Source organism: Ornithinibacillus halotolerans (genome assembly GCF_014637405.1).
Lineage (GTDB): Bacteria > Bacillota > Bacilli > Bacillales > Amphibacillaceae > Ornithinibacillus > Ornithinibacillus halotolerans.
The window spans coordinates 42,848-67,398 of sequence record NZ_BMEY01000012.1 but is presented as its reverse complement, the minus strand read 5'-3'; the positions used below and the strand labels follow the sequence as shown (position 1 = coordinate 67,398).

The window sequence follows — 24,551 nt, the reverse complement described above, 5'->3', positions numbered from 1 at the left end:
TAATGGGACAATGATTCTGTTCCCCCCTTCTGAATAGGTGATATGATGATAAATACTGTGAGAATCTCAGTTAGAAATTTAGTAGAATATGTGTATCGAAGTGGAAGTATTGAGTCTGGTTTTCGTACCGCTTCTACGATGACAGAAGGAACTAGAATTCATCAAGCAATCCAAAAAGGATATCGGGAACAAGATGAAAAAGAAGTATTCGTTGAGACGAAAATTCTATATGAAGATTTTGTCATTCGTGTAGACGGCCGATGTGATGGGCTCCTTAAAGATGGTGATTCTATCACTATAGATGAGATTAAGTCTACTGTTCATCCTATCGATGACATACATGAAGATACACATCCTGTTCACTGGGCACAGGCTATTTTTTATGGATATATTTACGCCTTAGACAACGATTTACAAGAAGTGACCATACAACTTACTTATGTACAAGTAAAAACAGAAGAACAAAAGCAATTTCAACGGGTAATGTCATTTGCTGAAATGAAGTCTTTCGTTGATCAAGTAGTTGAAGAATATGCTAGATTTTTAAAAGTATTGCTTAAACATAAAAACAAACGAAATGAAACGAGTAAAGCACTTGAATTCCCATTTTCAACCTATCGAGAAGGCCAACGTAAACTAGCGGGAACAGTCTATAAAACGATCGTCGATAAAAAAGTGTTGTTCGCTAACGCTTCTACTGGTATTGGGAAAACAATCTCCACTATTTTCCCTGCTGTAAAAGCTATAGGTGAAGGCAAATTGGATAAATTATTTTATTTAACGGCAAAAACGATTACAAGAACTGCTGCAGAGGATGCCTTTCGATTATTAATTGAACAAGGGCTTGATATTCATGTTCTAACATTAACTGCTAAGGATAAAATTTGCTTTCAAGAGAAACCGATTTGTACAAGTATTGATTGTCCATTTGCCAACGGGTTTTACGATCGGATTAATGATGCAATTATTGATATTTTAACGAATGAAAAGTTAATGAATCGAAGTGTCATTGAACTATATGCGAGAAAACATCGGGTTTGTCCATTTGAGTTTTCGATTGAATTAGCCTATGTCGCGGATGTCGTTATTTGTGATTATAATTATATTTTCGATCCGAGAGTATCTTTGAAGCGATTAATGGAAGAACAGAAAAGGAAAACCGCTATTCTAGTAGACGAGGCACATAACTTAGTAGACCGTGCTAGAGAAATGTATTCAGCTGAAATTTATAAATCAAACTTCTTACAAGTTAAGCGAGAGTTTAAAACAGGCTCCCTTGCAACAGCCGCTAAAGCAATTAATGATTACTTACTTACAGTAAAAAAATCGGAGGAATATTTACGAAAAGAATTAGATGAAGAAATAATCGATTTACTAGAAGTATTTATTACGGAAGCCGAAGTTGAACTTGTCCAACACGATAACGAATTATTGCTAGATACGTATTTTTCTGCTCAAACCTTTGTAAAGATTGCTAAATTTTACAATGAACAATTTGTAACTTATATCGAAGTACACAAGAGTGAAGTAAAGATGAAATTATTTTGCTTAGACCCTTCTGAGCAAATTATGAAGATGGGAAAAGGATTTAGAGCGAGAGTATTCTTTTCAGCAACATTAATTCCTGCTGATTATTATAAATCATTACTAGGAGGCCAAGATGACGACTATGGTATTTCCATCCCTTCCCCTTTTAAACGAGAACATGCAGAAGTTATTATCCGTCCGTTATCAACTAGATATCGTGATCGAGAAAACACACTGCTACCAATGGTACATTTCTTCAAAGATGTGTTAGACAAAAAAGATGGCAATTTCCTCATTTTCTTCCCTTCCTACCAATATATGCGTGATGCGTACGAACAATTTATGGAACATTACCCAGATGTTCGCACAATGATTCAAGATGTTGGTATGTCGGAAGAAGAAAGAGAAGAATTCTTAGCAGCATTTGAATCAAATCTACCGAATAGATTAGTAGGTTTTGCTGTACTCGGTGGAATTTTTTCCGAAGGTGTCGATTTAAAAGGAGACCGATTGGAAGGGGTTATCGTAGTAGGAGTTGGCATGCCCCAAATCGGTTTTGAAAGAAATATAATGAAAGACTACTTCCAATCAGTTGGTAAAAATGGATTTGATTATGCATATGTATATCCTGGCATGAATAAAGTACTTCAAGCTGGTGGAAGACTCATTCGTTCCGATACAGACACTGGCATCATCGCACTAGTGGATGATCGTTTTTTACAACAAAAGTACCAAGCATTACTACCATATGAATGGCAACATTACACGATTAAACGCGGGATAGAGAATTAGTTCTTTATCTCGCTGCTTTTTTTCTATTTCATGAAAGCAAGAATTTCCCCCTTATCAAAGATCCCACATATGTCGTCATCTTCACCGACTGCACTCATCCCTAATTTAAGGGTGCCAATATTTGCCCTCTATTCTAAATTACCCTTGACAATATTCGCTACTCTGTAATACTATATAGTGGTAATAAGTATTACAGAGTAGCATAAAATAAAATTGCATATACTAATCACCACAATACAAAATGGAGGAACAAACTTGGATAATATTACAGAAATGCTAAAAGGGGTGCTTGAAGGTTGTGTACTTGAAATAATTAGCCGCGGAGAAACGTATGGTTATGAAATTACACAACAATTGCGAGCACTTGGATTCACTGATGTAGTTGAAGGTACCGTATACACCATTACGATGCGTCTGGAGAAAAATAATTTAGTAAACATCGAGAAAAAACGTTCAAGTATGGGGCCACCGAGAAAATTTTACACACTTAATGCTGATGGTCAAAAAGAACTCGAACTCTTTTGGAAAAAATGGGAATTCGTTTCCAGCAAAATTAATGAACTCAAAACAAAAACGGAGAAAAAGGAGAATTAGTATGAGTATTTTTGAGAAATTAATAGGTAGCCTAGAGGAAAAGCGTGAATGGAAAGCAATGGAAGCACGTGCGAAGGAACTTCCAAGTGAATACAGCAATGCATATGATGCGATCAAAAAATATATGTGGACAACAAGTGGTCTTTCTGAATGGAAAGATATCAAGCGTATTTTCAGCAGTATTCTTGAACTGTTTGAGGAAGGTGCAGCCAGTGGCAAGAAAGTAACTGATCTAACAGGTGAAAATGTAGCTGCATTCTGTGACGAACTAGTTAAGGATACGAATACGTGGATGGATAAATACCGTGAGAAGTTAAACAATAAAATAAATTACAAGTAAATTATATTAATAGTATGAACATAAAGTGACTTAGTAATGGGTCACTTTTTTTGTTTTAGGGTGATTATTCAAATTTAGAAGAGGAGCTAGTGTTCCGGTTCTACCTATAATTATAGCTAAAGACTTCTCATGGGGGTGATGAGTGACTTTATTAATCTTTTAAATTAGGCTACGGGCGCTCATGTTTGGAATGAGTGACCGTTGCTACCTCAAATTCTCCGCTATGGGCATTCATCAAGGCGAGGAGTGACCGTTGCTACCTTAATTTCTCCGCTATGGGCACTCATCAAGGCGATGAGTGACCGTTACAGCCTTAAATACTCCGCTATGGGCACTCATCAAGGCAATGAGTGACCGTTGCTACCTTAATTTCTCCGCTATGGGCATTCATTAGGGAAATGAGTGACTGTTGCAACCTTAATTTCTCCGCTATGGGCATTCATTAGGGAAATGAGTGACTGTTGCAACCTTAATTTCTCCGCTATGGGCACTCATCAAGGCAATGAGTGACCGTTGCTACCTTAATTTCTTCGCTATGGGCATTCATCAGGGTGATGAGTGACCGTTACAGCCTTAAAATTTCCGCTACGGGCATTCATCAGCGCGATGAGTGACCGTTGCTACCTTAATTTCTTCGCAACCGTCATTCATCAGGGCGATGAGTGACCGTTGCTACCTTAATTTCTCCGCTATGGGCATTCATTAGGGAAATGAGTGACTGTTGCAACCTTAATTTCTCCGCTACAGTCACTCATCAAAGCGATGAGTGACCGTTGCTACCTTAATTTCTCCGCTAAGGGCATTCAGTCAGAGCAATGAGTGACTGTTGCAATCTCCAAAACTCCGCTAAGGGCATTCATTCCCTCATCCCCCACCTCCACTCCCCTTCCCTCCTTGACATATTTTCATAAAAGATATAATTTTAAGTAAAATCAAAAAAATAAGACGGAGAATCTATAAATGGTGCCTTTTCCACACATGTTCTTCCTTGGACAATGCTACCAGATGTTGTCGATATAAATGAATATCAAACAGGTGCACGGCGTGAAGGACTATATGCAGGGCTTATGACTTTCTTTATGAAAATAACAAACTCGATCGCTATCTTCCTTATTGGATTGATTCTAGAATTCTCAGGCTATGTTGCTAACGAGATTCAAAATGCAACTACAATGACAACGATACAATGGACAATGGCAGTCGCACCTGGCATCTTTGTCATTATTGCAATAATCGCTACAACACTTTATCCTTATTCAAAAGAAGATCATAGGAACATTCGCATGGAACTAGAAAGAACCGGGACGTAAAGATTTACATTGTAATTTATAGAAGTTGAGTGGACAAAGGAGGTAATTTATGCGACAAATCATTGCCATGGGTGGTGGTGGATTTTCTATGGAACCTGAGAACCCTTTACTAGATAGATATATTCTCTCCCAATCCAAAAATGAGAATCCCAAAATCTGCTTTATTCCAACAGCAAGTGGAGACTCCGATAATTACATCACGAGATTTTATGTATTCTTTCGGAAAGAGAACTGCCAACCATCTCACTTATCTCTATTTAAACCACCAACTAGAGACCTAGAGAGCTTTTTATTAGAAAAAGATATTATCTATGTCGGTGGTGGAAATACAAGGAATTTACTAGCTTTGTGGAAGGAATGGGGTGTTGATACGATCCTAAGAAAGGCTTGGGAGCAAGGCACAATATTAGCAGGAATAAGTGCAGGTTCCATTTGTTGGTTCGAAGAAGGTGTTACTGATTCATATGGCGATCGGTTAGAACCAATACATTGTTTAGGTTTCTTAAAAGGAAGTAATTGTCCTCATTATGATGGAGAGGTGATTCGCAGACCTGCTTTTCAGCAATTAATAGCTGATGGCTTGATTCAATCTGGATATGCTACTGACGATGGGGTTGCACTTCACTTTCACGATTTAGAATTGACCGAGATTGTTAGTTCAAGACCTAACGCCAAGGCTTATCACGTTTATTTTGACAATAAGGTAAAAGAGATTGAATTAGAGACAAAGTATTTAGAGATGTAGCATTGTTGTACTGGAGGTGATATTAATGGACATCCAAATATGGGTTTTGGCATTTATTATGATCTTTATGCTTCATAATTTAGAAGAAATTATTACGGTGGAAAGATGGATGAAAAAGACGTATCCACAGATAAGAAGTAAAATACCATCCTTCGCTCAATCAGAAATTGAAAAGAATAAAGATATTACATCTGCACAGTTTGCTGTCGTAGTGTTAGCACTCTCTGTTTTAGCGTCTGCCTTTTTATTAGTAGCAGTGTTAACAGAACAATATTATTTGTTTTTAGGAATAGCTCTAGTGTTTGCCGTAAATATCTTTAGCCATCCACTACAGTCCCTATTCTTACGATGCTACACTCCAGGAGTTGTGACATCTATTGTTCTAGTTATTCCCTTCTACAGTCTATTTTTCTATCAATTTTACAATACAGATTTATTTTCTATGAGCAATATAATTGGTGCTATTATTGTCATTATCATTTTTATCCCGGTATTTCTTATCAGTCATAAATTAGGAAAGATGTGGAAATAAAAGAATCAAAAAGGAGGGCTTTATATGGAGGAAAGTGTAAAAGCATTAAAAAGAGAAATGAGTAGTGAACTCATTCAATTACAACTAGAACAAAAAGCGTTTAAGCGACGTGTGAGTACGACTGCGAATTTATTTGTTCCAGGTATTGGGTTTATTCTTTACAATGGTTCGATATTAAAGGGATTGATAACATTATTACTTTTTGTATTATACAATTTTATCTACTTTAATAATGAAGTCTATAGTATGGGAGACTGGTTTTTAACCTTCGTATTTTACGTTCCAGCCATAGCTATTTGGCTTGTAAGTACCATTATGGTTGCTAGTTTAGATGATTAAGTGGTATGTGAAATCCCTCCTCCCTCCCACTATAGTTTTCAACAAATAGTATGGTAGTATTATTGTAGAATATTTAGCTAACGCATTTAGGAGTGATTAATTGTATACTATTAAATTTTGGCTTTTTTGGACGCTCGGTGTAGCTGCCGCTGCAATTATTTTAAGCCTCTTTAAAAACGAAGGAATTAACTGGGGATTAATAGCTACATTAAGCATTGCAGGTCTAATAGGTTCCATGATATCTGCACGTTTAAAGAAAGCTGCAAAAAAAGATGTAAACTGAGGATGATTAGTTGTATGATACATGTTCATGATCACCAAATCATTTCATATTCTGTCCATCTCGAAAAAAAAACGATAAATCTTCAAACCCAATCACAATCAGGTGGGAGCCTACATATTGTTTTTTCACACGTGTTAGCTCATTTGTTTGAAAACCATTTACCTGGAAGTATCATATTAGACATAGAGAAAAGTAACATCGAACTTTTTCTTCATGAAAATAAGGAATTATTAGAGGAGAACAAAGATTACTCTTGGCCGATAGATTATAATGAACTGAACGAATTAAAAGTTAGATTAATAGAGGAAGAGTATAATTATTACATACTCTCAGCTTCTTACGGAATGTCTGGTTGGGTATTGGCTAAAGACGTGGATCTTTTATAGATGAGGATACATAATTAAAAATAGCCTCTCTTATTCGGTTCTAAAAGGGGTAACTATGATGAATCTTTTACAAATACTTTCAGTGATTATTATAGTTGTTATTATTAAATCAATCTTAAATAAAAAAGGAATTTCGATAGGCAACTATAAGAAGAATTTCCCTTTAAAATTTTTCCTATTTCTCTTTTCACTTGGTATTTTCCTAAAAATTAATTCTATATATGTAGAGTATGAATACTTTTTAAAAGAAGTAATTGAACCAACTATAATTATCGTCTTTATCTATATTATCATCGCCCTTTTAAATCGGAAGAATTTACTTAATAAAATCCATATTAATGACATTACAGGAGCATTATTAATTACGTTAGGTGTCTTGAGTTTTATATTTTTTCTAATGATTTAGCGGGACTGAGACAAAAAGCTTTTCTGCATGGTAAAGTTCGGACTATATAGTTTGGGTGCAACTAACCCGCTCCGGAAATATACTTCGCTTTCCGCGGGCGGCTGGTGAGCCTCCTCGTGCTAACGCACTGTGGGGTCTCACCGATGCCTTGCTTCCCGCAGGAGTCTACGTATATTTCCGGAGCTAATAAATTTAATTGTTCGGCCCAAAATTTAGATATTTAGTTCAGTACCTGCCTCTCCTTTCTCTCCCTCAATCCTTCTTCACAGCATGTATATAATTAATAGTCTCAAACGCTGTTAAATAATCGGTTCTATTAGCAAAGAATAGCTCATTGATTCTAGTAGGTGTTAAATGTTCATAAATAAGTAAGCCTGCCTCTTCTAGCATTCTCTCTATTTCTTCATAAGTGAAGCATGCCTTCATCGGCTCACCACTCGCAGCAGCCAAGTTCACCATATTGGCGACTCGATTATACTTTCCTTTCTCACTAAAGAGTGTTTCGTCTGCATAATCAAAAACAATCGAGCTCCCCACTGGAACATTTACAAATAATTGTTTAATTAATGCTTCATTTTCCTCTTTCATTAAATAATAAGAGACACCTAGTAAACTAAAGAACGTCTTCTGATATGAAAATCCATTATCTACTAAATCTTGATTTGAAAACCTTTTGGTGAAGTCCATTGGTACGAAATGAAGATTAGTTGGGATAGAAAGATTCGCTTCCGCTATTTTTTTCTTTTTAAATGTTTGTGTCTGTGGATGATCCACTTCATATATTTCTAGTTTATGTTCTAACTCCGGATACCGAAAAGCAAATGTGTCTAACCCAGCCCCAAGAATTGCATACTGTTTTACCCCTAAAGTTAATTCGTTTTGTAACACACTTTCGCAATAAGCTGAACGAGCTAAAGGTGTTGGGGAAAGTTGAACTTGTGTTATCCATTTTAGTATTTCATCTGGGTTATCTTGATACCTTTGTGCGATTTCTGGATTAAAAAAATGGATTCCTTTTGTCATGTTCATGCTGACAGCCCTAAACTCTTTTTCTGTCATTAACCTATCTGCAATAAAATCATCAAATATTTTTGGTGAGTCATACCTACTATGATACGCTCGACCGAATGCCGATACTAAGGAAGTCATACTGGACTCATTTTGTTTCATAGCCTATTCCTCCCTATACAAAAATAAGATTCCCCTGGCCAGGAGAATCCTATTATAACCAATAAAATTATAACTGTAAATTGTAGCATAAATAAATTATTTTGTCAAGTTTTCAATCTATAAATACATAGTAATTTATATCCAATTTCATAAGGCATATCCTTTCCCAACAAAGTAAATTACGATATGATTATCTTATTAGATGGGGGGACTGTCCCCCTAAAAGGAGATAGACATGCTAAAAAGATTACAAGGTTGGCGTGACCTAACATTCTTATTATCTTCCATTGGAATTGCTAGTATTGGAGATTTTATCTATCTAGTGGCAATTAATATTATTGTTTTTCAACTAACTGGATCCGCGGCAGCAGTTGCTGGTCTATGGATTGTTAGTCCGTTAACGAATATTATTACGAAGTTCTGGACTGGTAGTTTCATTGATTATCGGAGTAAACGAAAAGTCATGATTACTACGTATATTATTCGAGCAGTATTTATCTTTCTTATTCCATTTGCACCAAACATGCTAGTAATATATGGTATCTTAGTTATTTTAAGTGTAGCTAAAGCTTTCTTTAATCCCGCTTCAACAACTTACATAACAATGCTTGTACCGAAAGAAAAACGGAAACGATTCAATTCCATTCGCTCCTTTGCCAGTTCAGGGGCATTTATTATCGGACCAGCAATTGGTGGGTCACTAATTTTATTAACTTCCATCAATGTTACACTGTGGATCAATGCCGTATTCTTTTTAATCGCTGCATGCCTTTTACTATTTCTACCAGACAGAGAAAAAATTAATAAAGAAACAATCCCATCGTTAACAATCTCGCAAGTAATTCAGGATTTTACAGTCGTTCAAAAATTTATGAAACAAAATAAATACATTTCGTTTATCTACTTTGCATTTATTATCGTCATGATTTTCACGTTTGCGATGGACGCACAAGAAGTTGTATTTACACAACAAGTAATTGGTCTATCCGAAATAGATTATAGTTTATTAGTTAGTATTACTGGGATTGGTTCTGTAACTGGTGCTTTACTACTTTCCCTATTTAGCAATTCCATCTCCATTCGTTTCATGATTACGATAGGGATAATAATGACCTCTCTAGGATATGTCATCTATGCCTTTTCGTGGTCCTTTGCATCAATTGTTGTTGGATTTGTTATTTTGGGATTCTTTAATGTATACCTAAATGCGGGCATGATGACTTTCTATCAAAATAACGTGCCTGTGGAAGTAATGGGAAGAGTAACGAGTATTTTTCAGTTAATTCAAAGTGCAATTCAAGTCCTATTTATCCTAGCGATTGGCTTTACAGCGGATGTGATTTCGTTACGGGTGACAATTGTTACTCTAGCAATTGTTATGCTACTGGCAGCTATAATTTTCACTATAACCGTATTGAATTCAAATAAAAAATCTTACTATCGCGAAAAGTGAGCAACGGGGAGTTCTTGCACTGCAAGATTTCCCAACCGCACTTGCACCTTCCAAGCAGATTATTGTCATAAATTACATTTCTTCCACTCTAAATCTCAAAACAGTTTTTAGTTTCTCCGGAGCTGTTTTTCTGACATCAGAAATATATATTTCTCGATGTGTTTTCTCTGCACGTCTTAGATTGTTTTCAACACAATATTCTTCCATCAGTTGAAAAGTCTTTGGTTCTTCATCATAACTTCCGATGTGCATTGCTTGTACACATAATCCTTCAGTAATTGTCTCAAATTTTACTCCATGTACATTTATATTTTTCTTCTTTTCTTCAACACTTTTTATTGCATAGTCAAATAATTCTTCCGTTACAAAATCAGGCTGTCTGATCATGAGCTTATACACAAAATGATTCTTACTTAAGTAATCTAATTTCCTACCTTCCTCATCTAAATCCCAGTGTCCTTCTAATGGGAAAACGGTATACTCAAAATAACCGTCAGGTACGATTCCTTTTTTGGGCATCATTCTAATAGCATACGACAAAGAATAAAGAGCTTTGATATTCTTATTAAATTGTTCACTATTGTTCGGATTTCCTTTTCCTTCTATTGTGAAAAACTTCATTTCTGGAACCTCAATTTTGGAAGGTTGTTTTTTCGGCAAATAAAACTCCTTCAGTTCTTTTCTCCATTCAAACTTACTCAATATGTATCACTCCTACTTACAATTTTCTTTACATGAAATTGATTACTTTAAAGGATTCCTCAGCTCTTCCCCTTCAAAGGTTGAGTTAGTCCACCCTCTATTCCCCCATTATTGCACATAGATGATAATAGCAAAAAATAAATGAGTCTTTATTAATTTTACTTTATTATCCAATTAATAACCGTTATATTGATTAAATCTTAAGCGGTCTAGATTCTCCAACACGAGGAATAAGTATCAAAAAAACAAACCCATACGGGATGGGTTGTTTCTTTTTGTTCGACAGTTAACTATTATTATATACGTCTGTTTACTTCAGCTTTTACTTTTTCGTATTCAGATTGGCTAATCCCAAGCGACTTTCTACGGTTATCGTGACCATTTCCATGCATACCTTTAATAACTTCTTCTGCCATCTGACTGATTGTTTTTTTAGGTTTATTGCTAGGGGTTCCTGTTCTACTATTTACCAACGCTCGAACTTTCTCATATTCTGCTTGACTAATACCTAGTGATTTTCGTCTATTTTCATGACCATTTCCATGTTTACCAGCAATAACTTCATCAGCCATTTGGGAAATAGATTTATTAGTATTAACAGTTGAGTAGTAATTTCTCAAGTACTTTGTTGGGTCTAAGGTTCTAGCTTGAGGATCTTGAATCCATCCAAGAGAAGGACTTGATTTCTTTCGAATCTCATAATGTAAATGTGATCCAGTTACACGATTACCAGTTGCTCCCTGTCTACCAATTATATGGCCTCGTTCGACAGTCTGTCCTTTTCTAACAGCAACACTATCTAAATGTGCATATACATGGGCACGATTGTTTTTATCTCGAATAACTACTACATTCCCGTAACCACCTACTCCAGTTCCAGGGGCACCATTCCCAGCGTAAATTACTACCCCACCAATAAACGCTTGAATTGGCGCTCTATGTCTTTTAACTAGATCTATCCCGTCGTGAAAAGATTTTCCGTCTCTAGTAATTGGGTCTGTTCGATAGCCATACGGACTTGTTACTCTATAATTTTCAAATGGCATTATAAGCCACCTCCTAATTTATATTATTAATGAGTAACAATTTTCGTATAGTCAATTACCTCCTTAGCGACAATCCAATCATTAACCCATACATAATCCATTCCATTTAAAAACAAACAGGTCCATCGCCCAAAAAAAACCGGACGATGAACCTGTTTGCCATTATAACATTTTTTTCAATCTCGCATTGCCCCTGCTTCTCGAGCAGTCATGGCACCTTGTCCCCGTTTTAAATCTTCTTGAATTTCCTTCCTTACTTTCTTTGCATCTGTTCCAGCATAACCCCGTTGCAATTGGAACTTCTTTTGTTGCATATAGGCTCCTCCTTTTGTTGACTATTCCCTCTTATTATTCGTTAATCTTATTTTTCATATGCTGGTCAATTATTTAATTGTCTTTTGCATTTTAATCGTCGGTTCTACCAAATCTTTTCTACGATATACACTTAGTATTAAACCAATAATTGCAGCGTAAATAATTAACATGGTGTTTCCATAACTGATGATAGGAAGATACATCTTGGTAATCGGTAATAACCCAAACCCCATTAAAATATTCCAACAAGTTGGTACAGCAAATAATGTTGTACCACCAATGACTAATAATCTCCCATATAAATCCTTCGTTTTAAAGGCATTCCGTGAAATACGTACTATAAACGTCAGCAGAATAAGACAAAGGATTATCCCAAATGCCCAGCCAAGTGTATGTACGAGAAATAGAAATGGAAAATCTGTATGCATCGATGGTACTGAAGGAATCGCATCCAATCCATGACCAAACCATCCCGACTGCGCGAATATCTCTTGAAGCAAGAGATACCAATATCCGTTACCAGCTTGGTCAATGGTTGGGTTTAGAAAAACAGAAAGTCTTTGAAAAATATATTCATTGCTTGGTAAAGCGATAAATACAGTCAAGAAAATAACAAACGCAGTTAGATTAACGGTTACTAACTGAATAGCTAATCTTTTATGAACCGAAGAAAAGAGAAACATCAACATGATAGTAAAAAAGTAGATAGTCATTAAACCATAGTTGGGAATCATTATATAAGACAAAATTGGTATCCAAAATAGAAAAAATAATACAACTTGCTTTTTCCAACTAGAGAACTTATTTATTTTGCTAAATATTCCTGCCCAAGCAAGGAAAAATAAAAACAACGTTACAATAGAGGTATCAATAGAAATCCCCAAAATATGAATCCAGTTCTTTGAACCCCACACGGTTACACCAAATAAGCCTGTATATATATGTAATAATAAAGCAAAAACATAAAAGACTATCCATAGATTCTGTAACTTTCGATAATCAAAAAATAGTAATCCACCTATGATTAGAACAGCAAATGTATAACCAATTATTTGTCGGTTTATAAAATAGGTAGTATCGTTTGGAAAGCCTGGGACTCCGTTCATGATCGGTAGAAAACTGATCGCCGCAAGGATGACGAACAACACAACAAGTAGCCAATCCATCTTCGGTTTATGGATTCGATTTAAGTTTTCTCCCAGTGTAAATGGGTTGCCCATTTCTTTTATCGCCTTTTTCTCTGCATCCTCTTTCAATCGACCATCTGCCTGAAACGTTTCGCTTAACATGTGATAATGATTCGTCAGTTCTTTTTCTATCATTGGATGTGCTTCTTTTGCTTTTACTTTAGACGTTACTTTAAGAAGAAATTCTTTAAACCTCGCTCCACTCATAATGCCGCCTCCTGAATAATATCCAGCAATATGAGTGATAGTTTAGGGCTTTCTTCTTTATATGTCACTAATAGTTTCTTTCCTTTTTTCGATAAGGAATAATACTTCTTGTCTTCTATCCAAGTCGAAGTAATTATCGATTTATTTTCAAGCACGTGTAACAGTGCATATAGTTCTCCTTCATTACTCTTAAAGGCAAAATCCTGTTTTTGAAAAAGATTGGTTGAAATATCAAACCCGTGTTTCGGTTGGTTCTGTATCGTTTCTAATACTGCAATAATTGTTTTTTCTTTCCAAGCATGGAGTTGATGTTTAGCTTGTTTTCCATTAATTTCCTCTTTCACAGCATTTTTTCTCTCTTCTGGAAAAGAAAACTCCTTAAAGACTGACTCTTTCATCGAACGCTTTAAGTTGGATAATGAATTATTCATCAAGTAATCCTCCTAACTTATCTTTTAATAACTCCTTCGCACGCTTCAACCTTGTCTTTAACGTATTAATATTCACGGAAGTCACATTACTAATTTCAGTGAGTGTTAACTCCTCATAGTAATGCAGAAACACAACTTCTCTGTAAATAACCGGCAAGGTCATCACTGCATCTACTAAGCTATCACCCTCCTCTTTCTCAATAACTTCTTTTTCCACATTGGTTGACCTGGAAGGGATATAGTCCCATATTTTTTCATTTAAATTGATTTTTCGGTAATGCCAACTTCGCAAATAATCTTTACAATGATTAATCGCAACCCTATATGCCCACGATTTCACATTAGCCTTATGATCAAACTGGTGATATTTTTCATAACACTTCATAAAAATCTCTTGCGTTAAATCTTCTGCGGTTGTCCGATTTTTCACATATGTATATACGAGATGCAAGATCCCGTCTGCGTATTCATCCATTAATTGTTCAATCATAGATTCTTTTTCAATTACATTTTCATCAATTGTTATTGATTGCTCGAGCTCGTTCATCTAGTATCACCTCTTCATCTATTTTAGACGAAACAGAGTCACTTATGGTTTGGATAAAATAATTTTATTTGGGAGATTACATTTTGTTTTGGAATATTATGCTAATATGAAACTAACAAATTTGTAGAACTTTATGGAAATGAGGTATGGAATGGGGGTAAAAAAATGAATCTATCAAAACCACAACAGATGGCAATGGAACATTTTACAAACTATGCTAAAAATCATCAGCAACAGGCAATAGCAACGATTCACCATATCCTAAAAATGTCCAATATTTCTGTTTCAACGTATGAAAAGGCAGTGAATAATTTAAAAGGAAAAGCAAGAATTGGTCTTCACTTCCATCCCGACCGACTAGATAACACGATGAAAACTGTAGCTGAGTCACTCTTAGACCAAGGGGTATACAAGAGCCAATTTGAAACACTAATTTCCAATGGAAGTGTCTCCGCTTATCCTGGTGGACACCGAGACAATTGGGAGAAAAGATTGTTCGGAGGAGCATACCAAATCGAAGGGACAAAAAATAGTGAGAGACCAAAATATGGAGCATTACAAATTTTGCCCCATGCAGATGGCCCAGCACCACGTTTTGGCTCGTGTTATTTTCTTTTATCACCAAAAGTATCTACCCGTTCCACATTTACTTACTTAGATTCTCATCAAGATCCAAAAGAAAAAGGAACTTATGAAGCGTTTGAAATGATTATGGCAACACTTTTAGCCGATTCTTTTCAAAGTGAATGTGCAATTGGTGAAAGAAATCTAACTCCACCACGGTTGATTCAACATCTACTAAAAACTATAGACTTACCAATGTCTGAACAAGTCGTACAAAAACCAAGTCGTAACCTCAATCATTATGTTGAAGCACAGATCCATGGAGACATTTCATTACAAGATGATGTAGAAATACTTGTTGCAGATCCTTCATTCCAAGGAACGCCTATTGGTAGTTTATTAGAAAAAATTGCTCAAACATACTCCATCGATTTATATTGGCATCAGGGATTTACACTTTCTGTAGATGAAGTGCCGACTGATTTCAGGGGCCCGACCATGCCTTCATTAGCTAAACGTATTGCTAATAATAATGATATAAATGCACAATTAATTGGTTCAGCAGTACTGGATTTATACCAAAACCCTAAAAACTGGGAGGATCGTGGCACCCATCAAGAGGTTCTTCAGGAACTAAAGTTACTGTGGCATGTACTCGTGCGATACGGGAAGTAGATAATAACTCAGTTTTCATACTGGGTTATTTTTTCTGTCTGCTGAGAAGTATTTAATACAACCACCCCTCCAATAATGAAAAGGATTCCCATAATTTTAAGCAGACCGAAAAATTCGTCCCACAACACGTAACCGATTATAGCCGTTAAAGCTGTACCTATCCCGGACCAGATTGCATAAGCAACACTTAATGGAATCGTTTGTAAACATAAAGATAGGAAATAAAATGACAGTCCATACCCAACAACAACTCCGATAGATGGAAACATCACTGTAAACCCTTCTGACATTTTTAGCATTGTCGTTCCAAATAGTTCCCCAATAATAGAAAACGCAAGTAAAATATATCCTTTCATGTCGCTCCTACTTTCTAGAATGTTAATACGTTTCACCAATATTTAATAACACTACTCCACCGATTATTAGTAATAAACCTAACAAAGTTCTGCGATTAAAGCTTTCTTTATAAACAAAAACACCAACTAATGCAGTAAGTGCAGTCCCTAACCCAGACCAAATCGCATAGGCAGTTCCAAGTTCAATATACTTAAGTGCTAAAGATAATCCATAAAATGCAACACCATATCCAGCTACTACTCCTAGTGTAGGTAGAACTTTTTTAAACCCATTCGTTAGTTTAAGCATGGAGCTGCCAAACACTTCAGAGAGAATCGAAATAATTAATATTACATAAGCATTCATGATGATCCCCATTTCCTCTTCTTTCTTATCTATACTTATATGAATTGTATAATAACAAACTGCAAACAACAAGTTTTATGCAGTCAATCCACAAGCTGAATTGACAGTTTTTCTATCATGTATTTCCAAGTCCCTAACTAATTTTCAGATATTTTCACAAATTACCGTTGACAGCAATAATGTATTAGTGTACTATTTGGTTAGTACACTAATACATTGATTTTGGGAGGATGAAAAATGAATACTTGGTTAGCATTAACGAAGAAAGAATTTAAACTTAGTTTACCTGCTTTTATCATTGCAGCAGTATTGTTTGTAGGGTTTATGGTCGGTGGATATTTTATTGGCAGAAATTTTGGGTACGCAGATGAAGTGTTATTAGGTGTATCCTTGTTTGCATCTAGTCTTCACACACTTTTACTCGCTTTTTATTTATTTTACAGTTTAAATACGGAAAGAAAACGGCTCCATCTATGGCTTCATAATCCGATGTCCATTTCTGGATTGCTTTCCGCAAAGATTTTTACAAATTTCGTTTATATGATTATTACATTTGCTGCTTCCATCACATTAAATGTGATATTTTTCCAAAGAGTAACTGATTTGTTTAATCAACAGACCTTGTTTAATTTGACTGGAACATTGCTGATCATGTTTCTTTTCAGCTCACTTTTTGTAGCTGCGGTATTTCTATTCTTTTGGTCTATCTTTATGACCCTAAGCCAAAAGATGAATGATTTCTTAAGTTTTGTCATCACGTTTTTGCTATTCGTCTTCACATCATGGGCATTGGGTAAAGTTACAGATTTATCATTCTATCAAACACTTACCCAATGGGGAGAAATCAAGATTCAAGATATGTTCGTTGGTTTTGAATTAAATGTAGATTTCGATAGCCAGTCTGCTTCTGGAGACACATTCCTTGAATCAACCTTTATCTATATCGGGGATATTATAGTGGAAATCATTGGAATAATTGCTCTGTTCTTTGCAACATGTTGGATCATTGAAAGAAAAGTTGAGGTGTAATACATGGCAGACATGTTTCATTCACAAAAGCCAATCTATCAACAACTGGCAGATCGCATCAAGAAACAAATCATTAGTGGAGAGCTTAGCCCAGGTGAGAAGCTTCCATCAATTCGAGAAACAGGATTGGAAGTGAATGTTAATCCAAATACCGTCAGTCGGACGTACAGGGAGTTGGAGATGGTGAACATTGTAGAAACAAAGCGTGGCCAAGGAACTTTCGTAACCGAAGACGAGGGTGTCCTTAGGTCCATACGCGAAGAAATGAAAAATGAAATCATTACAATTTTTGTCCAAGAAATGCAAGAAATGGGCTATACAAACGATGATATTCAATCTGGCTTAGGTGAATTTTTAAGTAAGAAGGGAGAAAATGAAGCATGATCACATTGACAAATGTAACGAAAAAATACAGCTCTAAAAAAGCGTTAGACAATGTTAACTTGGAACTGACAGTAGGTAAATTGATTGGCCTTGTCGGAGAAAACGGGAGCGGAAAATCCACAACCTTAAAACTAATTGCCGGACTTAAACACCCAACCAAAGGTGAGGTCAGGGTGAATGGTGAATTGGTTACACGTAGAATTGCAGATTCCGTATCTTATTTATCCGAACTTGATGAGTATTACTCATTCTTCACCGTAGAAAAAACAATTGAATTTTATGCAAGTCAATTCAAAGATTTCGACCTGGATAAGGCGTATGAAATATTAAAATTTATGAAACTTGACCCAAAGAGCAAACCAAAACATCTATCCAAAGGAAACCGCGGACGATTAAAAATTGTTCTATCACTCGCTAGAAATGTTCCAGTCATCTTACTAGATGAACCATTCTCAGGATTAGATCCAATGGTCCGTAATTCCATCGTTAAAGGGTTAATCTCCTTTATTGATTTAGAAAAACAGCTTGTCCTTATTACTACCCATGAAATTAGAGAAGTCGAAAGTATTCTAGATGAAGTGGTAGCGATTAAAGATGGGTCTATCATTGGACATCATAACGTGGAAGATCTTCGAGAAGAAAAACAAATTGGGATTGTTGATTGGATGGAAGAGATTTATGGATAGGGATGGAGTCGTTGGGTAGTTTTGGGTGATTGGGGCTGGGGTTTGGGTGATTATTTGGGAGTTTGGCAGATTAAACCGGGGTTTGGACGATTACACCGGAGTTTGGCAGATTAACCGGGGGTTCGGGCGATTTCACCGGAGTTTGGCAGATTAAACCGGGATTCGGGCGATTACACTGGAGTTTGGCAGATTAACCAGAAGTTCGGGCGATTTCACCGGAGTTTGGCAGATTAACGGCGATTCCGGGCGATTACACCGAAGTTTGGCAGATTAAACGGAAGTTCGGGCGATTTCACCGGAGTTTGGCAGATTAACCGCAATTTTGGGCGATTATACCTGAGTTTGGCAGATTAACCAGAAGTTCGGGCGATTTCACCGGTGTTTGGCAGATTAAACGGACGTTCGGGCGATTACACCGGAATTTGGCAGATTAAACGAAAGTTCGGGCGATTATACCTGAGTTTGGCAGATTAACCAGAAGTTCGGGCGATTACACCGGTGTTTGGCAGATTAAACGGACGTTCGGGCGATTATACCGGAATTTGGCAGATTAAACGAAAGTTCGGGCGATTATACCGGAGTTTGGCAGATTAAACGGAAGTTCCGGCGATTACACCCTAGTTTGGCAGATTAACCGCAATTCCGGGCGATTACACCTAAGTTTGGCAGATTAACCGCAATTTCGGACGATTAAACTGGAGTTTGGCAGATTAACCGCAATTTCGGGCGATTACACCGGAGTTTGGCAGATTAACCAAAATTCCGGACGATTCCCCCTCCAGTTTGGTTGATTCAACTCGAGTTTCGGTTGATTACTCCAAAAAATCAGTTGATTAACATAAATTTCAGTTGATTACACCACCGTTTGGTTGATAGACCGCAATTCCCCAGCCCCTCAGCCTCCCACTAATCCACAAAAAATCCAGTTTCCACACCGAGGAAACTGGATTTTAAATAAATTACAACGCAGCTGATCCACCATCAATTGAAATCACTGCACCATGAATGTAAGATGCTTCATCACTTAGTAGAAATGCTACGACGTTTCCTACTTCATGAGGTTGGCCTAACCTCCCCATTGGTACGGCATCTGCCATTGCTTTAATCGCATCGGCTGGAAATGCTTTTACCATTGGAGTTTCGTTTGTACCTGGAGCGATCGCATTGATACGAATATTTTCCCTACCATATTCCCCTGCGATTGTTTTTGTTAAACCAATAATGCCATGTTTTGTTGCCGAATAAGGTCCCAGCGTTGGCATTCCTACAACACCACCTAATGATGCTGTATTTACAATCGAACCGCCACCTGTTTTTAGCATCTCATTGACAACATATTTCAATCCATAAAATGCACCTTTTAGGTTTACATCAATTATTTTTTCAAATTCTTCCTCAGAGCATTCCAATGTACGGACACCAGAGCCTGATATTCCAGCATTATTAAAGAACATATCAATTTTCCCGAAGTGCTTCATTGTTTCAGATACATATCGTTTTACATCTTCTACTTTACTAACATCCGCTTCCACAAAAATTGCGTCAACGCCTGTTTCTTTGCAAAGGTTCACGGTTTCTTCACCATGTTCTTTTGATAAGTCCACAACACAAATGTTTGCTTCCTTTTGAGCAAGTTTAAGAGCTGTTTCTCTTCCGAATCCACTACCGCCACCTGTAATAATTGCTGTTTTACCTTGCATTTAAAGTCACTCCTTTAAAATATACATGCAGTTTTATGAATAATAATTTGTGAAATGTTTAACAAACTTTTATAGTAATAATATATCATACATCTCTTTAAAATTACAATTTATATTATAAATCGCACTTTGTTATTCTGCCCGACGTAAGACATTACATGTAAAAAAACACATTCACTTTAACATTAGTGAATGTGTTTTTCATTTTCATGCCCATGCCTATCCAACAAATCGTCCATACTCTTTATGAAATTCTAGTTCCAGTGTTCCAGTTGGACCATTTCGCTGCTTACCTATTATGACTTCGATTCTGCTCTTTTCTTCAGTCGAATGTATATCAAATTTTTCCTGATGCAGAAATACAACAACATCCGCATCTTGTTCAATAGATCCAGAATCCCTTAGGTCAAACATTTGAGGCCGCTTGTCCCGTCTTGTTTCAACATCCCTTGTTAATTGCGATACCAAGATGATAGGAATATTTAATTCCATTGCTAAAAACTTCAATTCCTTCGTCATTTCCGCAATCTCTAAATCTCTCCGTCTCCTAAAAACAGGCGTAATAAATTGTAAATTATCAATGAGAACTAAATGATTTTCGTTATCGTTTTCGGTAACAAATTTTCTTATCGTGGAGCATATGTCCTTTATTGTTAATTTTGTCTCATCGGATATTTCTAAATTCCAATTGGAAATTTCGCCAATCGCACGGTAAGCTCGTTCATAATCTTTACCAGAAAGTGGCTTTCCCTTCCATTTTAGACTACTGATTTCTGCCTCACTGGAAATGATCCGCTGCAACAAATTTTCCGTACTCCTTCTTAAACTAAATACTAGGGATGCTCCTCCGTTTTTACAATGGTTCGTTACTAGATTTAAAGCAAATGTAGTTTTTCCAACAGATGGTCGTGCTGCAAGAACAATTAAATCTCCTTTTTGCAATCCCCCTGTCATTTCATCAAATTCTTTATACGAGGTTTTAATTCCTGGAGACTCATTATGCAGTGAATTTAAATCTTCTCCTATTTCATATAGATAATCTTGAATCGACTTCTTTTGTTTCAGTTAAAACACGCTCCTTTTATTTTTTATAGTCGCAAGTCAATCATTCCTACTTTCCTACCTTTATTTCGTAAAACTTTTCTTAGCTTGTTCTTGCATCCATAGATCAATAGAATCCTTTGTGAAAAAAATTCGGTTTCTCAGTTTCAAATGGGGAATTTGTTTTAATTTAACCATCGTGCAAATGGTGTCAGTGTGGACACCGAGATAATGAGCAACTTCCTTTACCGTTAATGTATGTCGCTTCAACTAATTGCCTCCTTTCGTTATGTTTGTTCAGGTGTAATAGGAGGATTTCTCCTCTCATAGTTACAATCGAAGTGGAGTTGGAAAAGGGGGCATTTATTTAAATTATTTTTTGTTTTGTTTGGTAGAAGTTCATTTTAGTAGGTTCCTAGTTGATTTAAAGCACAATTTGAAGATGTCGGATGATATACTTAAATAAAATGGAGTATTTAGTTGAGGGGGAATTACGATGAGAAAAGTAGAAGTACATCCATATAATGAAAATTGGCCCCACCTTTTTGCAGAAGAAGCAAAGAAACTGAAGCACATATTTGGTGATGAGGTTATTGTTATACACCATATCGGTAGTACGTCCGTCCCTGGCTTAAAAGCAAAACCGATTATCGACATCATGCCAGTTGTTCGAAACATAGATGAAGTGGATAAATTCAATCATGAGATGGAAGCCATAGGATATGAACCTAAAGGAGAGAACGGGATACCAAAGCGGAGATACTTTCGCAAAGGTGGAGACATGCGAACCCATCATGTACACATCTTCCAAGTTGGTAGTGATGATATTGACAGACACATAGCGTTTAGAGATTATTTGAGAATGCATGAGACGGATAAGCAGCGTTATGGTGATTTAAAGGAAAAATTATCGCAACAATTCCCGCTCGATATGGAGTCATATATAAATGGGAAAGACCAACTAGTGAAAGAAATCGAAGAAAAAGCATTAGTTTGGTATAGAGAGAATAGGAATAACTAATTCCGTTATGGAAGGAATAGCCTCTATAAACAGCCTTTCAATAATATCACTCTATCTCAAGTTAAATTAAGCAAATAAAAAAAGTACTAGAACTAATTCTAGCACTTTTTAAACTCTATCAATTATTACATAAATTTACTTAGGTCTGGATAACCGCTAACTTCCCATGCACCATCTACAACTAATCCTGTACCGTTGACGTAAGAAGCGTCGTCACTTACTAAGAACATTGCAGGTCCTGCCATTTCGTCTGGATCTGCTGGGCGTCTCATTGGGATACGCTCTTTATAAGCTTCATTGATTCCTTCATGATCCGTTAATCCTTTTGTTAAAGGTGTAGAAACTAAACCTGGTAATAGAGCATTTACACGAATATTATGTTGTGCTAGTTCTAATGCAGCGTTTTTCGTCAGCATTTCTACCCCTGCTTTCGCTGATGAGTAAGCAGCACCGTAGAACATTGGTACATGTGCGTTTAATGAAGCAACGTTAACAATCGCTCCCCCACCATGTTCCTTCATGTATCTTGCTTGATGTTTAACAGATAAGAATACGCCTTTCAGACATAAATCTACGGTAAAGTCCCAATCTTCTTCACTTTGATCAGTGATTAGAGCTGAACGAGATGCACCTGCTACGTTAAAGCCATAGTCTAATCCGCCAAATGTATCAACCGTTTTTTGTACTAATGCTTCAATATCTTTTTCTTTCGTTACGTTTGTAACAACACCAATTAAATTACCTTTATGTTCTTCTTCTAATTCTTTTAATCTATCTTCATTCAAATCTGCAACAGCTACTTTAATTCCTTGATTTAATAGACGATTGACAATAGCATAACCAATACCTGATGCTCCACCTGTAACAATCGCTACTTTACCTGAAAATTTATTCATATGATGTTTCCCCTTTGCAGTGAATTTTCTTACAATTTAATGGAAACGCTTTCCAACCACGTTGTCAAAGAAAGTAGATTATTGTCGAATTGATAGAAATATATCTTCTCGAATAGATAACGAATAAAAAATTAACCTACGGACAGGATAAGACCTTGAAGAGGTGATTGGAATGTCTAATAAACTGAAACAAGAAGATATTGAGACATTAAGAGAATTAATTAAAGATGTAGAAATCGCGATGTTCACTACCGCTACAGAAGAAGGACTTGTTTCTCGTCCGATGAAGACGCAGGAAGTAGAATTTGATGGGGATCTATGGTTCTTCACCAAAAAAGAAACGGATAAATATAAGGAAATCTTACATAATCAAGATGTGAATGTTGCCTATGTCGGTAAATCGTATGTTTCTGTTCGTGGGAAAGCAGAGATTGTGGAAGACATGGCTAAGAAAAAAGAATTATGGAGCAAAATGTACGAAAAAATTATGCAAACGACTTATGATGATTCTAATATTATCTTGATAAAAGTACACGTTGAAGCAGCAGAATATTGGGAACAAGGAAATCTTCTCAAGAATATTGCCTTTTTCTATAAACGAATGACAGGACAAGATGCAGAGTCAGTGGATATTAATGAGACGATTGAATTAGATGATTGAAGCAAGAGGACGGTTCTCGCACTAACAATAAGGTAATTTACCTTAAATAATGGAGCATGAGAACCGTCCCTTTGCCCACCTATTCTGGATTCGGAATATCTACTTCATTACCCCATTGGGTGAATGTATTACTATTCCTTGCGCTAATATCACCCATTGTTCCAGTAGCAGCAAAATATGCAACGAGATAGTCATTTGTTATATAAAGTTCAAAATCTGAAATGGTGGAAATTTCCATATCAACTACATCATCTGATATTAATTTCCATGCAACATCTGTAAAGGCATCTTTATCTGGAATAATCTTTTCCCCAACAACAGTCCAACTGGATACCTTTCCTAGAAGTTCGCCAATGAAACGTGGATCTACAAAAGTACGAAACCCTTGGATAACGACATTCGCCGTTTTGGTTTCTGGATGTGTACTATTCAGGTCCTCTTGTACCCACCTTCCATCTAATGTTTGCATCCAGCCGGTATCTCCCCTCAGAATGACAGAATATTCACCATTTGATGCAGACAGTGAAAAATGAGGAACCCATTGAAAATCCACTATAGTAGTAATACCACTATCGTTCTTCACAATTTGCGTGCCTGATTGCTGCACAAGCATTGCTTCCACAACACATTCCGCAAGAGCATCCCCTTCAATTTCTTGACTAACAGATAACAGGAGTCCTTTACAGGTTTCATATTCTGTACTACTATCTTCCGCAGTTTCTGATTCCTCTTCCGAACTTTCCTTCTTTTCTTCCTTTGTTTCTTCACTCATTGCTTCTTTTTTACTATCTTCGCTATCCGAGGAAGCACAAGCTGTAATTGTAAATAACAACATCACAATGAAACTAAACACCCCTAACCTCTTCAATTCATATCCCCC

31 protein-coding genes are annotated in these 24,551 nt (G+C 36.4%); 17 read left to right on the top strand and 14 right to left on the bottom strand.

The genetic code is table 11. The features are described from left to right. The first annotated feature begins 45 nt into the window (after window positions 1-45). The 10 genes from IEV35_RS12500 to IEV35_RS12455 all read left to right on the top strand — a co-directional run bounded on the left by IEV35_RS12500 (window position 46) and on the right by IEV35_RS12455 (window position 7,254). Complete coding sequence (locus tag IEV35_RS12500) at window positions 46-2,319, top strand: ATP-dependent DNA helicase (RefSeq protein WP_188384991.1); 2,274 nt, start codon at window positions 46-48, stop codon at window positions 2,317-2,319. Between the two features lie 255 nt (window positions 2,320-2,574). Beyond that, the gene (locus IEV35_RS12495; RefSeq protein ID WP_188384990.1) at window positions 2,575-2,913 is read left to right on the top strand and encodes a PadR family transcriptional regulator; all 339 of its coding nucleotides are present in this window, start codon (window positions 2,575-2,577) and stop codon (window positions 2,911-2,913) included. Between the two features lies 1 nt (window position 2,914). Beyond that, a complete protein-coding gene (locus IEV35_RS12490; protein ID WP_188384989.1) occupies window positions 2,915-3,253 on the top strand; it encodes a DUF1048 domain-containing protein in 339 nt (112 codons plus the stop codon). Between the two features lie 956 nt (window positions 3,254-4,209). Then, window positions 4,210-4,563: an MFS transporter gene (locus tag IEV35_RS12485; RefSeq protein WP_268237927.1), complete on the top strand. Its 354-nt coding sequence runs from the start codon at window positions 4,210-4,212 to the stop codon at window positions 4,561-4,563. Between the two features lie 49 nt (window positions 4,564-4,612). Continuing rightward, window positions 4,613-5,308 (top strand): Type 1 glutamine amidotransferase-like domain-containing protein, encoded by a 696-nt coding sequence (locus IEV35_RS12480; RefSeq protein ID WP_188384987.1) that lies wholly within the window; start codon window positions 4,613-4,615, stop codon window positions 5,306-5,308. Window positions 5,309-5,333: 25 nt separating this feature from the next. After that, on the top strand, window positions 5,334-5,840 hold the full coding sequence (locus tag IEV35_RS12475) for an HXXEE domain-containing protein (protein ID WP_188384986.1): 507 nt from the start codon (window positions 5,334-5,336) through the stop codon (window positions 5,838-5,840). A gap of 24 nt (window positions 5,841-5,864) precedes the next feature. Then, the gene (locus IEV35_RS12470; RefSeq protein ID WP_188384985.1) at window positions 5,865-6,179 is read left to right on the top strand and encodes a hypothetical protein; all 315 of its coding nucleotides are present in this window, start codon (window positions 5,865-5,867) and stop codon (window positions 6,177-6,179) included. Between the two features lie 100 nt (window positions 6,180-6,279). Next, a complete protein-coding gene (locus IEV35_RS12465; RefSeq protein WP_188384984.1) occupies window positions 6,280-6,462 on the top strand; it encodes a hypothetical protein in 183 nt (60 codons plus the stop codon). A gap of 14 nt (window positions 6,463-6,476) precedes the next feature. Then, window positions 6,477-6,848 carry a hypothetical protein gene (locus tag IEV35_RS12460; protein WP_188384983.1) on the top strand — a complete coding sequence of 124 codons (372 nt, stop codon included), beginning with the start codon at window positions 6,477-6,479 and terminating at the stop codon, window positions 6,846-6,848. Window positions 6,849-6,906: 58 nt separating this feature from the next. Beyond that, window positions 6,907-7,254, top strand: a complete 348-nt coding sequence (locus tag IEV35_RS12455) for a hypothetical protein (protein WP_188384982.1) — start codon at window positions 6,907-6,909, stop codon at window positions 7,252-7,254. A 252-nt stretch (window positions 7,255-7,506) separates the two neighbouring features. Here the strand turns inward: IEV35_RS12455 and IEV35_RS12450 are convergent, their stop codons facing one another. After that, the gene (locus tag IEV35_RS12450; protein WP_188384981.1) at window positions 7,507-8,424 is read right to left on the bottom strand and encodes a class I SAM-dependent methyltransferase; all 918 of its coding nucleotides are present in this window, start codon (window positions 8,422-8,424) and stop codon (window positions 7,507-7,509) included. A 235-nt stretch (window positions 8,425-8,659) separates the two neighbouring features. Here IEV35_RS12450 and IEV35_RS12445 point away from each other — a divergent pair, with 235 nt between their 5' ends. Further along, window positions 8,660-9,877, top strand: a complete 1,218-nt coding sequence (locus IEV35_RS12445; RefSeq protein ID WP_188384980.1) for an MFS transporter — start codon at window positions 8,660-8,662, stop codon at window positions 9,875-9,877. A 72-nt stretch (window positions 9,878-9,949) separates the two neighbouring features. Here the strand turns inward: IEV35_RS12445 and IEV35_RS12440 are convergent, their stop codons facing one another. The 6 genes from IEV35_RS12440 to IEV35_RS12415 all read right to left on the bottom strand — a co-directional run bounded on the left by IEV35_RS12440 (window position 9,950) and on the right by IEV35_RS12415 (window position 14,312). Beyond that, complete coding sequence (locus IEV35_RS12440; protein WP_188384979.1) at window positions 9,950-10,579, bottom strand: GyrI-like domain-containing protein; 630 nt, start codon at window positions 10,577-10,579, stop codon at window positions 9,950-9,952. A 296-nt stretch (window positions 10,580-10,875) separates the two neighbouring features. Next, on the bottom strand, window positions 10,876-11,625 hold the full coding sequence (locus IEV35_RS20395) for a peptidoglycan DD-metalloendopeptidase family protein (RefSeq protein ID WP_188384978.1): 750 nt from the start codon (window positions 11,623-11,625) through the stop codon (window positions 10,876-10,878). A 176-nt stretch (window positions 11,626-11,801) separates the two neighbouring features. Continuing rightward, a complete protein-coding gene (locus IEV35_RS12430; protein WP_188384977.1) occupies window positions 11,802-11,939 on the bottom strand; it encodes a hypothetical protein in 138 nt (45 codons plus the stop codon). 69 nt (window positions 11,940-12,008) lie between these two features. Then, complete coding sequence (locus IEV35_RS12425; RefSeq protein WP_188384976.1) at window positions 12,009-13,334, bottom strand: FtsW/RodA/SpoVE family cell cycle protein; 1,326 nt, start codon at window positions 13,332-13,334, stop codon at window positions 12,009-12,011. Then, window positions 13,331-13,765, bottom strand: coding sequence for a PadR family transcriptional regulator (locus tag IEV35_RS12420; RefSeq protein WP_188384975.1), 435 nt, complete (start codon window positions 13,763-13,765; stop codon window positions 13,331-13,333). Before IEV35_RS12420 ends, IEV35_RS12425 begins: the two co-directional genes overlap by 4 nt. After that, window positions 13,758-14,312 carry a sigma-70 family RNA polymerase sigma factor gene (locus IEV35_RS12415; RefSeq protein ID WP_188384974.1) on the bottom strand — a complete coding sequence of 185 codons (555 nt, stop codon included), beginning with the start codon at window positions 14,310-14,312 and terminating at the stop codon, window positions 13,758-13,760. The genes IEV35_RS12420 and IEV35_RS12415 overlap by 8 nt, the downstream gene beginning before the upstream one ends. Window positions 14,313-14,477: 165 nt before the next feature. Here IEV35_RS12415 and IEV35_RS12410 point away from each other — a divergent pair, with 165 nt between their 5' ends. After that, complete coding sequence (locus tag IEV35_RS12410) at window positions 14,478-15,551, top strand: DUF3626 domain-containing protein (RefSeq protein WP_188384973.1); 1,074 nt, start codon at window positions 14,478-14,480, stop codon at window positions 15,549-15,551. A gap of 8 nt (window positions 15,552-15,559) precedes the next feature. Here IEV35_RS12410 and IEV35_RS12405 read toward each other — a convergent pair whose 3' ends face one another. Both IEV35_RS12405 and IEV35_RS12400 read right to left on the bottom strand, forming a co-directional pair. Beyond that, complete coding sequence (locus IEV35_RS12405) at window positions 15,560-15,907, bottom strand: DMT family transporter (RefSeq protein ID WP_188384972.1); 348 nt, start codon at window positions 15,905-15,907, stop codon at window positions 15,560-15,562. 22 nt (window positions 15,908-15,929) lie between these two features. Next, window positions 15,930-16,253: a DMT family transporter gene (locus IEV35_RS12400; RefSeq protein WP_308419788.1), complete on the bottom strand. Its 324-nt coding sequence runs from the start codon at window positions 16,251-16,253 to the stop codon at window positions 15,930-15,932. A gap of 237 nt (window positions 16,254-16,490) precedes the next feature. Between IEV35_RS12400 and IEV35_RS12395 the strand changes: the two genes are divergently transcribed. From IEV35_RS12395 to IEV35_RS12385, 3 genes are read left to right on the top strand one after another with little or no spacing between them, the layout of a single operon-like run. Further along, on the top strand, window positions 16,491-17,282 hold the full coding sequence (locus IEV35_RS12395) for a hypothetical protein (protein WP_188384971.1): 792 nt from the start codon (window positions 16,491-16,493) through the stop codon (window positions 17,280-17,282). Between the two features lie 3 nt (window positions 17,283-17,285). Continuing rightward, the gene (locus IEV35_RS12390) at window positions 17,286-17,666 is read left to right on the top strand and encodes a GntR family transcriptional regulator (RefSeq protein ID WP_188384970.1); all 381 of its coding nucleotides are present in this window, start codon (window positions 17,286-17,288) and stop codon (window positions 17,664-17,666) included. Next, window positions 17,663-18,352 (top strand): ABC transporter ATP-binding protein, encoded by a 690-nt coding sequence (locus tag IEV35_RS12385; RefSeq protein ID WP_188384969.1) that lies wholly within the window; start codon window positions 17,663-17,665, stop codon window positions 18,350-18,352. Before IEV35_RS12390 ends, IEV35_RS12385 begins: the two co-directional genes overlap by 4 nt. 959 nt (window positions 18,353-19,311) lie before the next feature. On the opposite strand, the gene IEV35_RS12380 is transcribed toward IEV35_RS12385, so the two are convergent. The 3 genes from IEV35_RS12380 to IEV35_RS12370 all read right to left on the bottom strand — a co-directional run bounded on the left by IEV35_RS12380 (window position 19,312) and on the right by IEV35_RS12370 (window position 21,363). Continuing rightward, window positions 19,312-20,052, bottom strand: a complete 741-nt coding sequence (locus tag IEV35_RS12380; protein ID WP_188384968.1) for an SDR family NAD(P)-dependent oxidoreductase — start codon at window positions 20,050-20,052, stop codon at window positions 19,312-19,314. 219 nt (window positions 20,053-20,271) lie between these two features. After that, window positions 20,272-21,036, bottom strand: coding sequence for a DnaB helicase C-terminal domain-containing protein (locus IEV35_RS12375; RefSeq protein ID WP_268237926.1), 765 nt, complete (start codon window positions 21,034-21,036; stop codon window positions 20,272-20,274). A gap of 141 nt (window positions 21,037-21,177) precedes the next feature. Then, window positions 21,178-21,363, bottom strand: coding sequence for a helix-turn-helix domain-containing protein (locus IEV35_RS12370; RefSeq protein WP_188384966.1), 186 nt, complete (start codon window positions 21,361-21,363; stop codon window positions 21,178-21,180). A 226-nt stretch (window positions 21,364-21,589) separates the two neighbouring features. On the opposite strand from IEV35_RS12370, the gene IEV35_RS12365 reads away from it, so the two are divergent. Beyond that, on the top strand, window positions 21,590-22,114 hold the full coding sequence (locus IEV35_RS12365) for a GrpB family protein (protein WP_188384965.1): 525 nt from the start codon (window positions 21,590-21,592) through the stop codon (window positions 22,112-22,114). Window positions 22,115-22,239: 125 nt separating this feature from the next. Here IEV35_RS12365 and IEV35_RS12360 read toward each other — a convergent pair whose 3' ends face one another. After that, complete coding sequence (locus IEV35_RS12360; protein WP_188384964.1) at window positions 22,240-23,010, bottom strand: SDR family NAD(P)-dependent oxidoreductase; 771 nt, start codon at window positions 23,008-23,010, stop codon at window positions 22,240-22,242. A 172-nt stretch (window positions 23,011-23,182) separates the two neighbouring features. Between IEV35_RS12360 and IEV35_RS12355 the strand changes: the two genes are divergently transcribed. Beyond that, on the top strand, window positions 23,183-23,671 hold the full coding sequence (locus tag IEV35_RS12355) for a pyridoxamine 5'-phosphate oxidase family protein (RefSeq protein WP_188384963.1): 489 nt from the start codon (window positions 23,183-23,185) through the stop codon (window positions 23,669-23,671). A 79-nt stretch (window positions 23,672-23,750) separates the two neighbouring features. Here IEV35_RS12355 and IEV35_RS12350 read toward each other — a convergent pair whose 3' ends face one another. Beyond that, complete coding sequence (locus tag IEV35_RS12350) at window positions 23,751-24,539, bottom strand: hypothetical protein (RefSeq protein WP_188384962.1); 789 nt, start codon at window positions 24,537-24,539, stop codon at window positions 23,751-23,753. Window positions 24,540-24,551: the final 12 nt, after the last annotated feature.

What these genes read in the sequence shown, in the direction of transcription:
- IEV35_RS12430 (WP_188384977.1), bottom strand. Translation starts at nt 11,939, where the DNA reads ATGCAACAAAAGAAGTTCCAATTGCAACGGGGTTATGCTGGAACAGAT.
- IEV35_RS12500 (WP_188384991.1), top strand. Translation starts at nt 46, where the DNA reads ATGATAAATACTGTGAGAATCTCAGTTAGAAATTTAGTAGAATATGTG.
- IEV35_RS12490 (WP_188384989.1), top strand. Translation starts at nt 2,915, where the DNA reads ATGAGTATTTTTGAGAAATTAATAGGTAGCCTAGAGGAAAAGCGTGAA.
- IEV35_RS12450 (WP_188384981.1), bottom strand. Translation starts at nt 8,424, where the DNA reads ATGAAACAAAATGAGTCCAGTATGACTTCCTTAGTATCGGCATTCGGT.
- IEV35_RS12460 (WP_188384983.1), top strand. Translation starts at nt 6,477, where the DNA reads ATGATACATGTTCATGATCACCAAATCATTTCATATTCTGTCCATCTC.
- IEV35_RS12355 (WP_188384963.1), top strand. Translation starts at nt 23,183, where the DNA reads ATGTCTAATAAACTGAAACAAGAAGATATTGAGACATTAAGAGAATTA.
- IEV35_RS12475 (WP_188384986.1), top strand. Translation starts at nt 5,334, where the DNA reads ATGGACATCCAAATATGGGTTTTGGCATTTATTATGATCTTTATGCTT.
- IEV35_RS12420 (WP_188384975.1), bottom strand. Translation starts at nt 13,765, where the DNA reads ATGAATAATTCATTATCCAACTTAAAGCGTTCGATGAAAGAGTCAGTC.
- IEV35_RS20395 (WP_188384978.1), bottom strand. Translation starts at nt 11,625, where the DNA reads ATGCCATTTGAAAATTATAGAGTAACAAGTCCGTATGGCTATCGAACA.
- IEV35_RS12415 (WP_188384974.1), bottom strand. Translation starts at nt 14,312, where the DNA reads ATGAACGAGCTCGAGCAATCAATAACAATTGATGAAAATGTAATTGAA.
- IEV35_RS12455 (WP_188384982.1), top strand. Translation starts at nt 6,907, where the DNA reads ATGAATCTTTTACAAATACTTTCAGTGATTATTATAGTTGTTATTATT.
- IEV35_RS12400 (WP_308419788.1), bottom strand. Translation starts at nt 16,253, where the DNA reads ATGAATGCTTATGTAATATTAATTATTTCGATTCTCTCTGAAGTGTTT.
- IEV35_RS12425 (WP_188384976.1), bottom strand. Translation starts at nt 13,334, where the DNA reads ATGAGTGGAGCGAGGTTTAAAGAATTTCTTCTTAAAGTAACGTCTAAA.
- IEV35_RS12385 (WP_188384969.1), top strand. Translation starts at nt 17,663, where the DNA reads ATGATCACATTGACAAATGTAACGAAAAAATACAGCTCTAAAAAAGCG.
- IEV35_RS12410 (WP_188384973.1), top strand. Translation starts at nt 14,478, where the DNA reads ATGAATCTATCAAAACCACAACAGATGGCAATGGAACATTTTACAAAC.
- IEV35_RS12480 (WP_188384987.1), top strand. Translation starts at nt 4,613, where the DNA reads ATGCGACAAATCATTGCCATGGGTGGTGGTGGATTTTCTATGGAACCT.
- IEV35_RS12405 (WP_188384972.1), bottom strand. Translation starts at nt 15,907, where the DNA reads ATGAAAGGATATATTTTACTTGCGTTTTCTATTATTGGGGAACTATTT.
- IEV35_RS12380 (WP_188384968.1), bottom strand. Translation starts at nt 20,052, where the DNA reads ATGCAAGGTAAAACAGCAATTATTACAGGTGGCGGTAGTGGATTCGGA.
- IEV35_RS12470 (WP_188384985.1), top strand. Translation starts at nt 5,865, where the DNA reads ATGGAGGAAAGTGTAAAAGCATTAAAAAGAGAAATGAGTAGTGAACTC.
- IEV35_RS12390 (WP_188384970.1), top strand. Translation starts at nt 17,286, where the DNA reads ATGGCAGACATGTTTCATTCACAAAAGCCAATCTATCAACAACTGGCA.
- IEV35_RS12360 (WP_188384964.1), bottom strand. Translation starts at nt 23,010, where the DNA reads ATGAATAAATTTTCAGGTAAAGTAGCGATTGTTACAGGTGGAGCATCA.
- IEV35_RS12395 (WP_188384971.1), top strand. Translation starts at nt 16,491, where the DNA reads ATGAATACTTGGTTAGCATTAACGAAGAAAGAATTTAAACTTAGTTTA.
- IEV35_RS12445 (WP_188384980.1), top strand. Translation starts at nt 8,660, where the DNA reads ATGCTAAAAAGATTACAAGGTTGGCGTGACCTAACATTCTTATTATCT.
- IEV35_RS12365 (WP_188384965.1), top strand. Translation starts at nt 21,590, where the DNA reads ATGAGAAAAGTAGAAGTACATCCATATAATGAAAATTGGCCCCACCTT.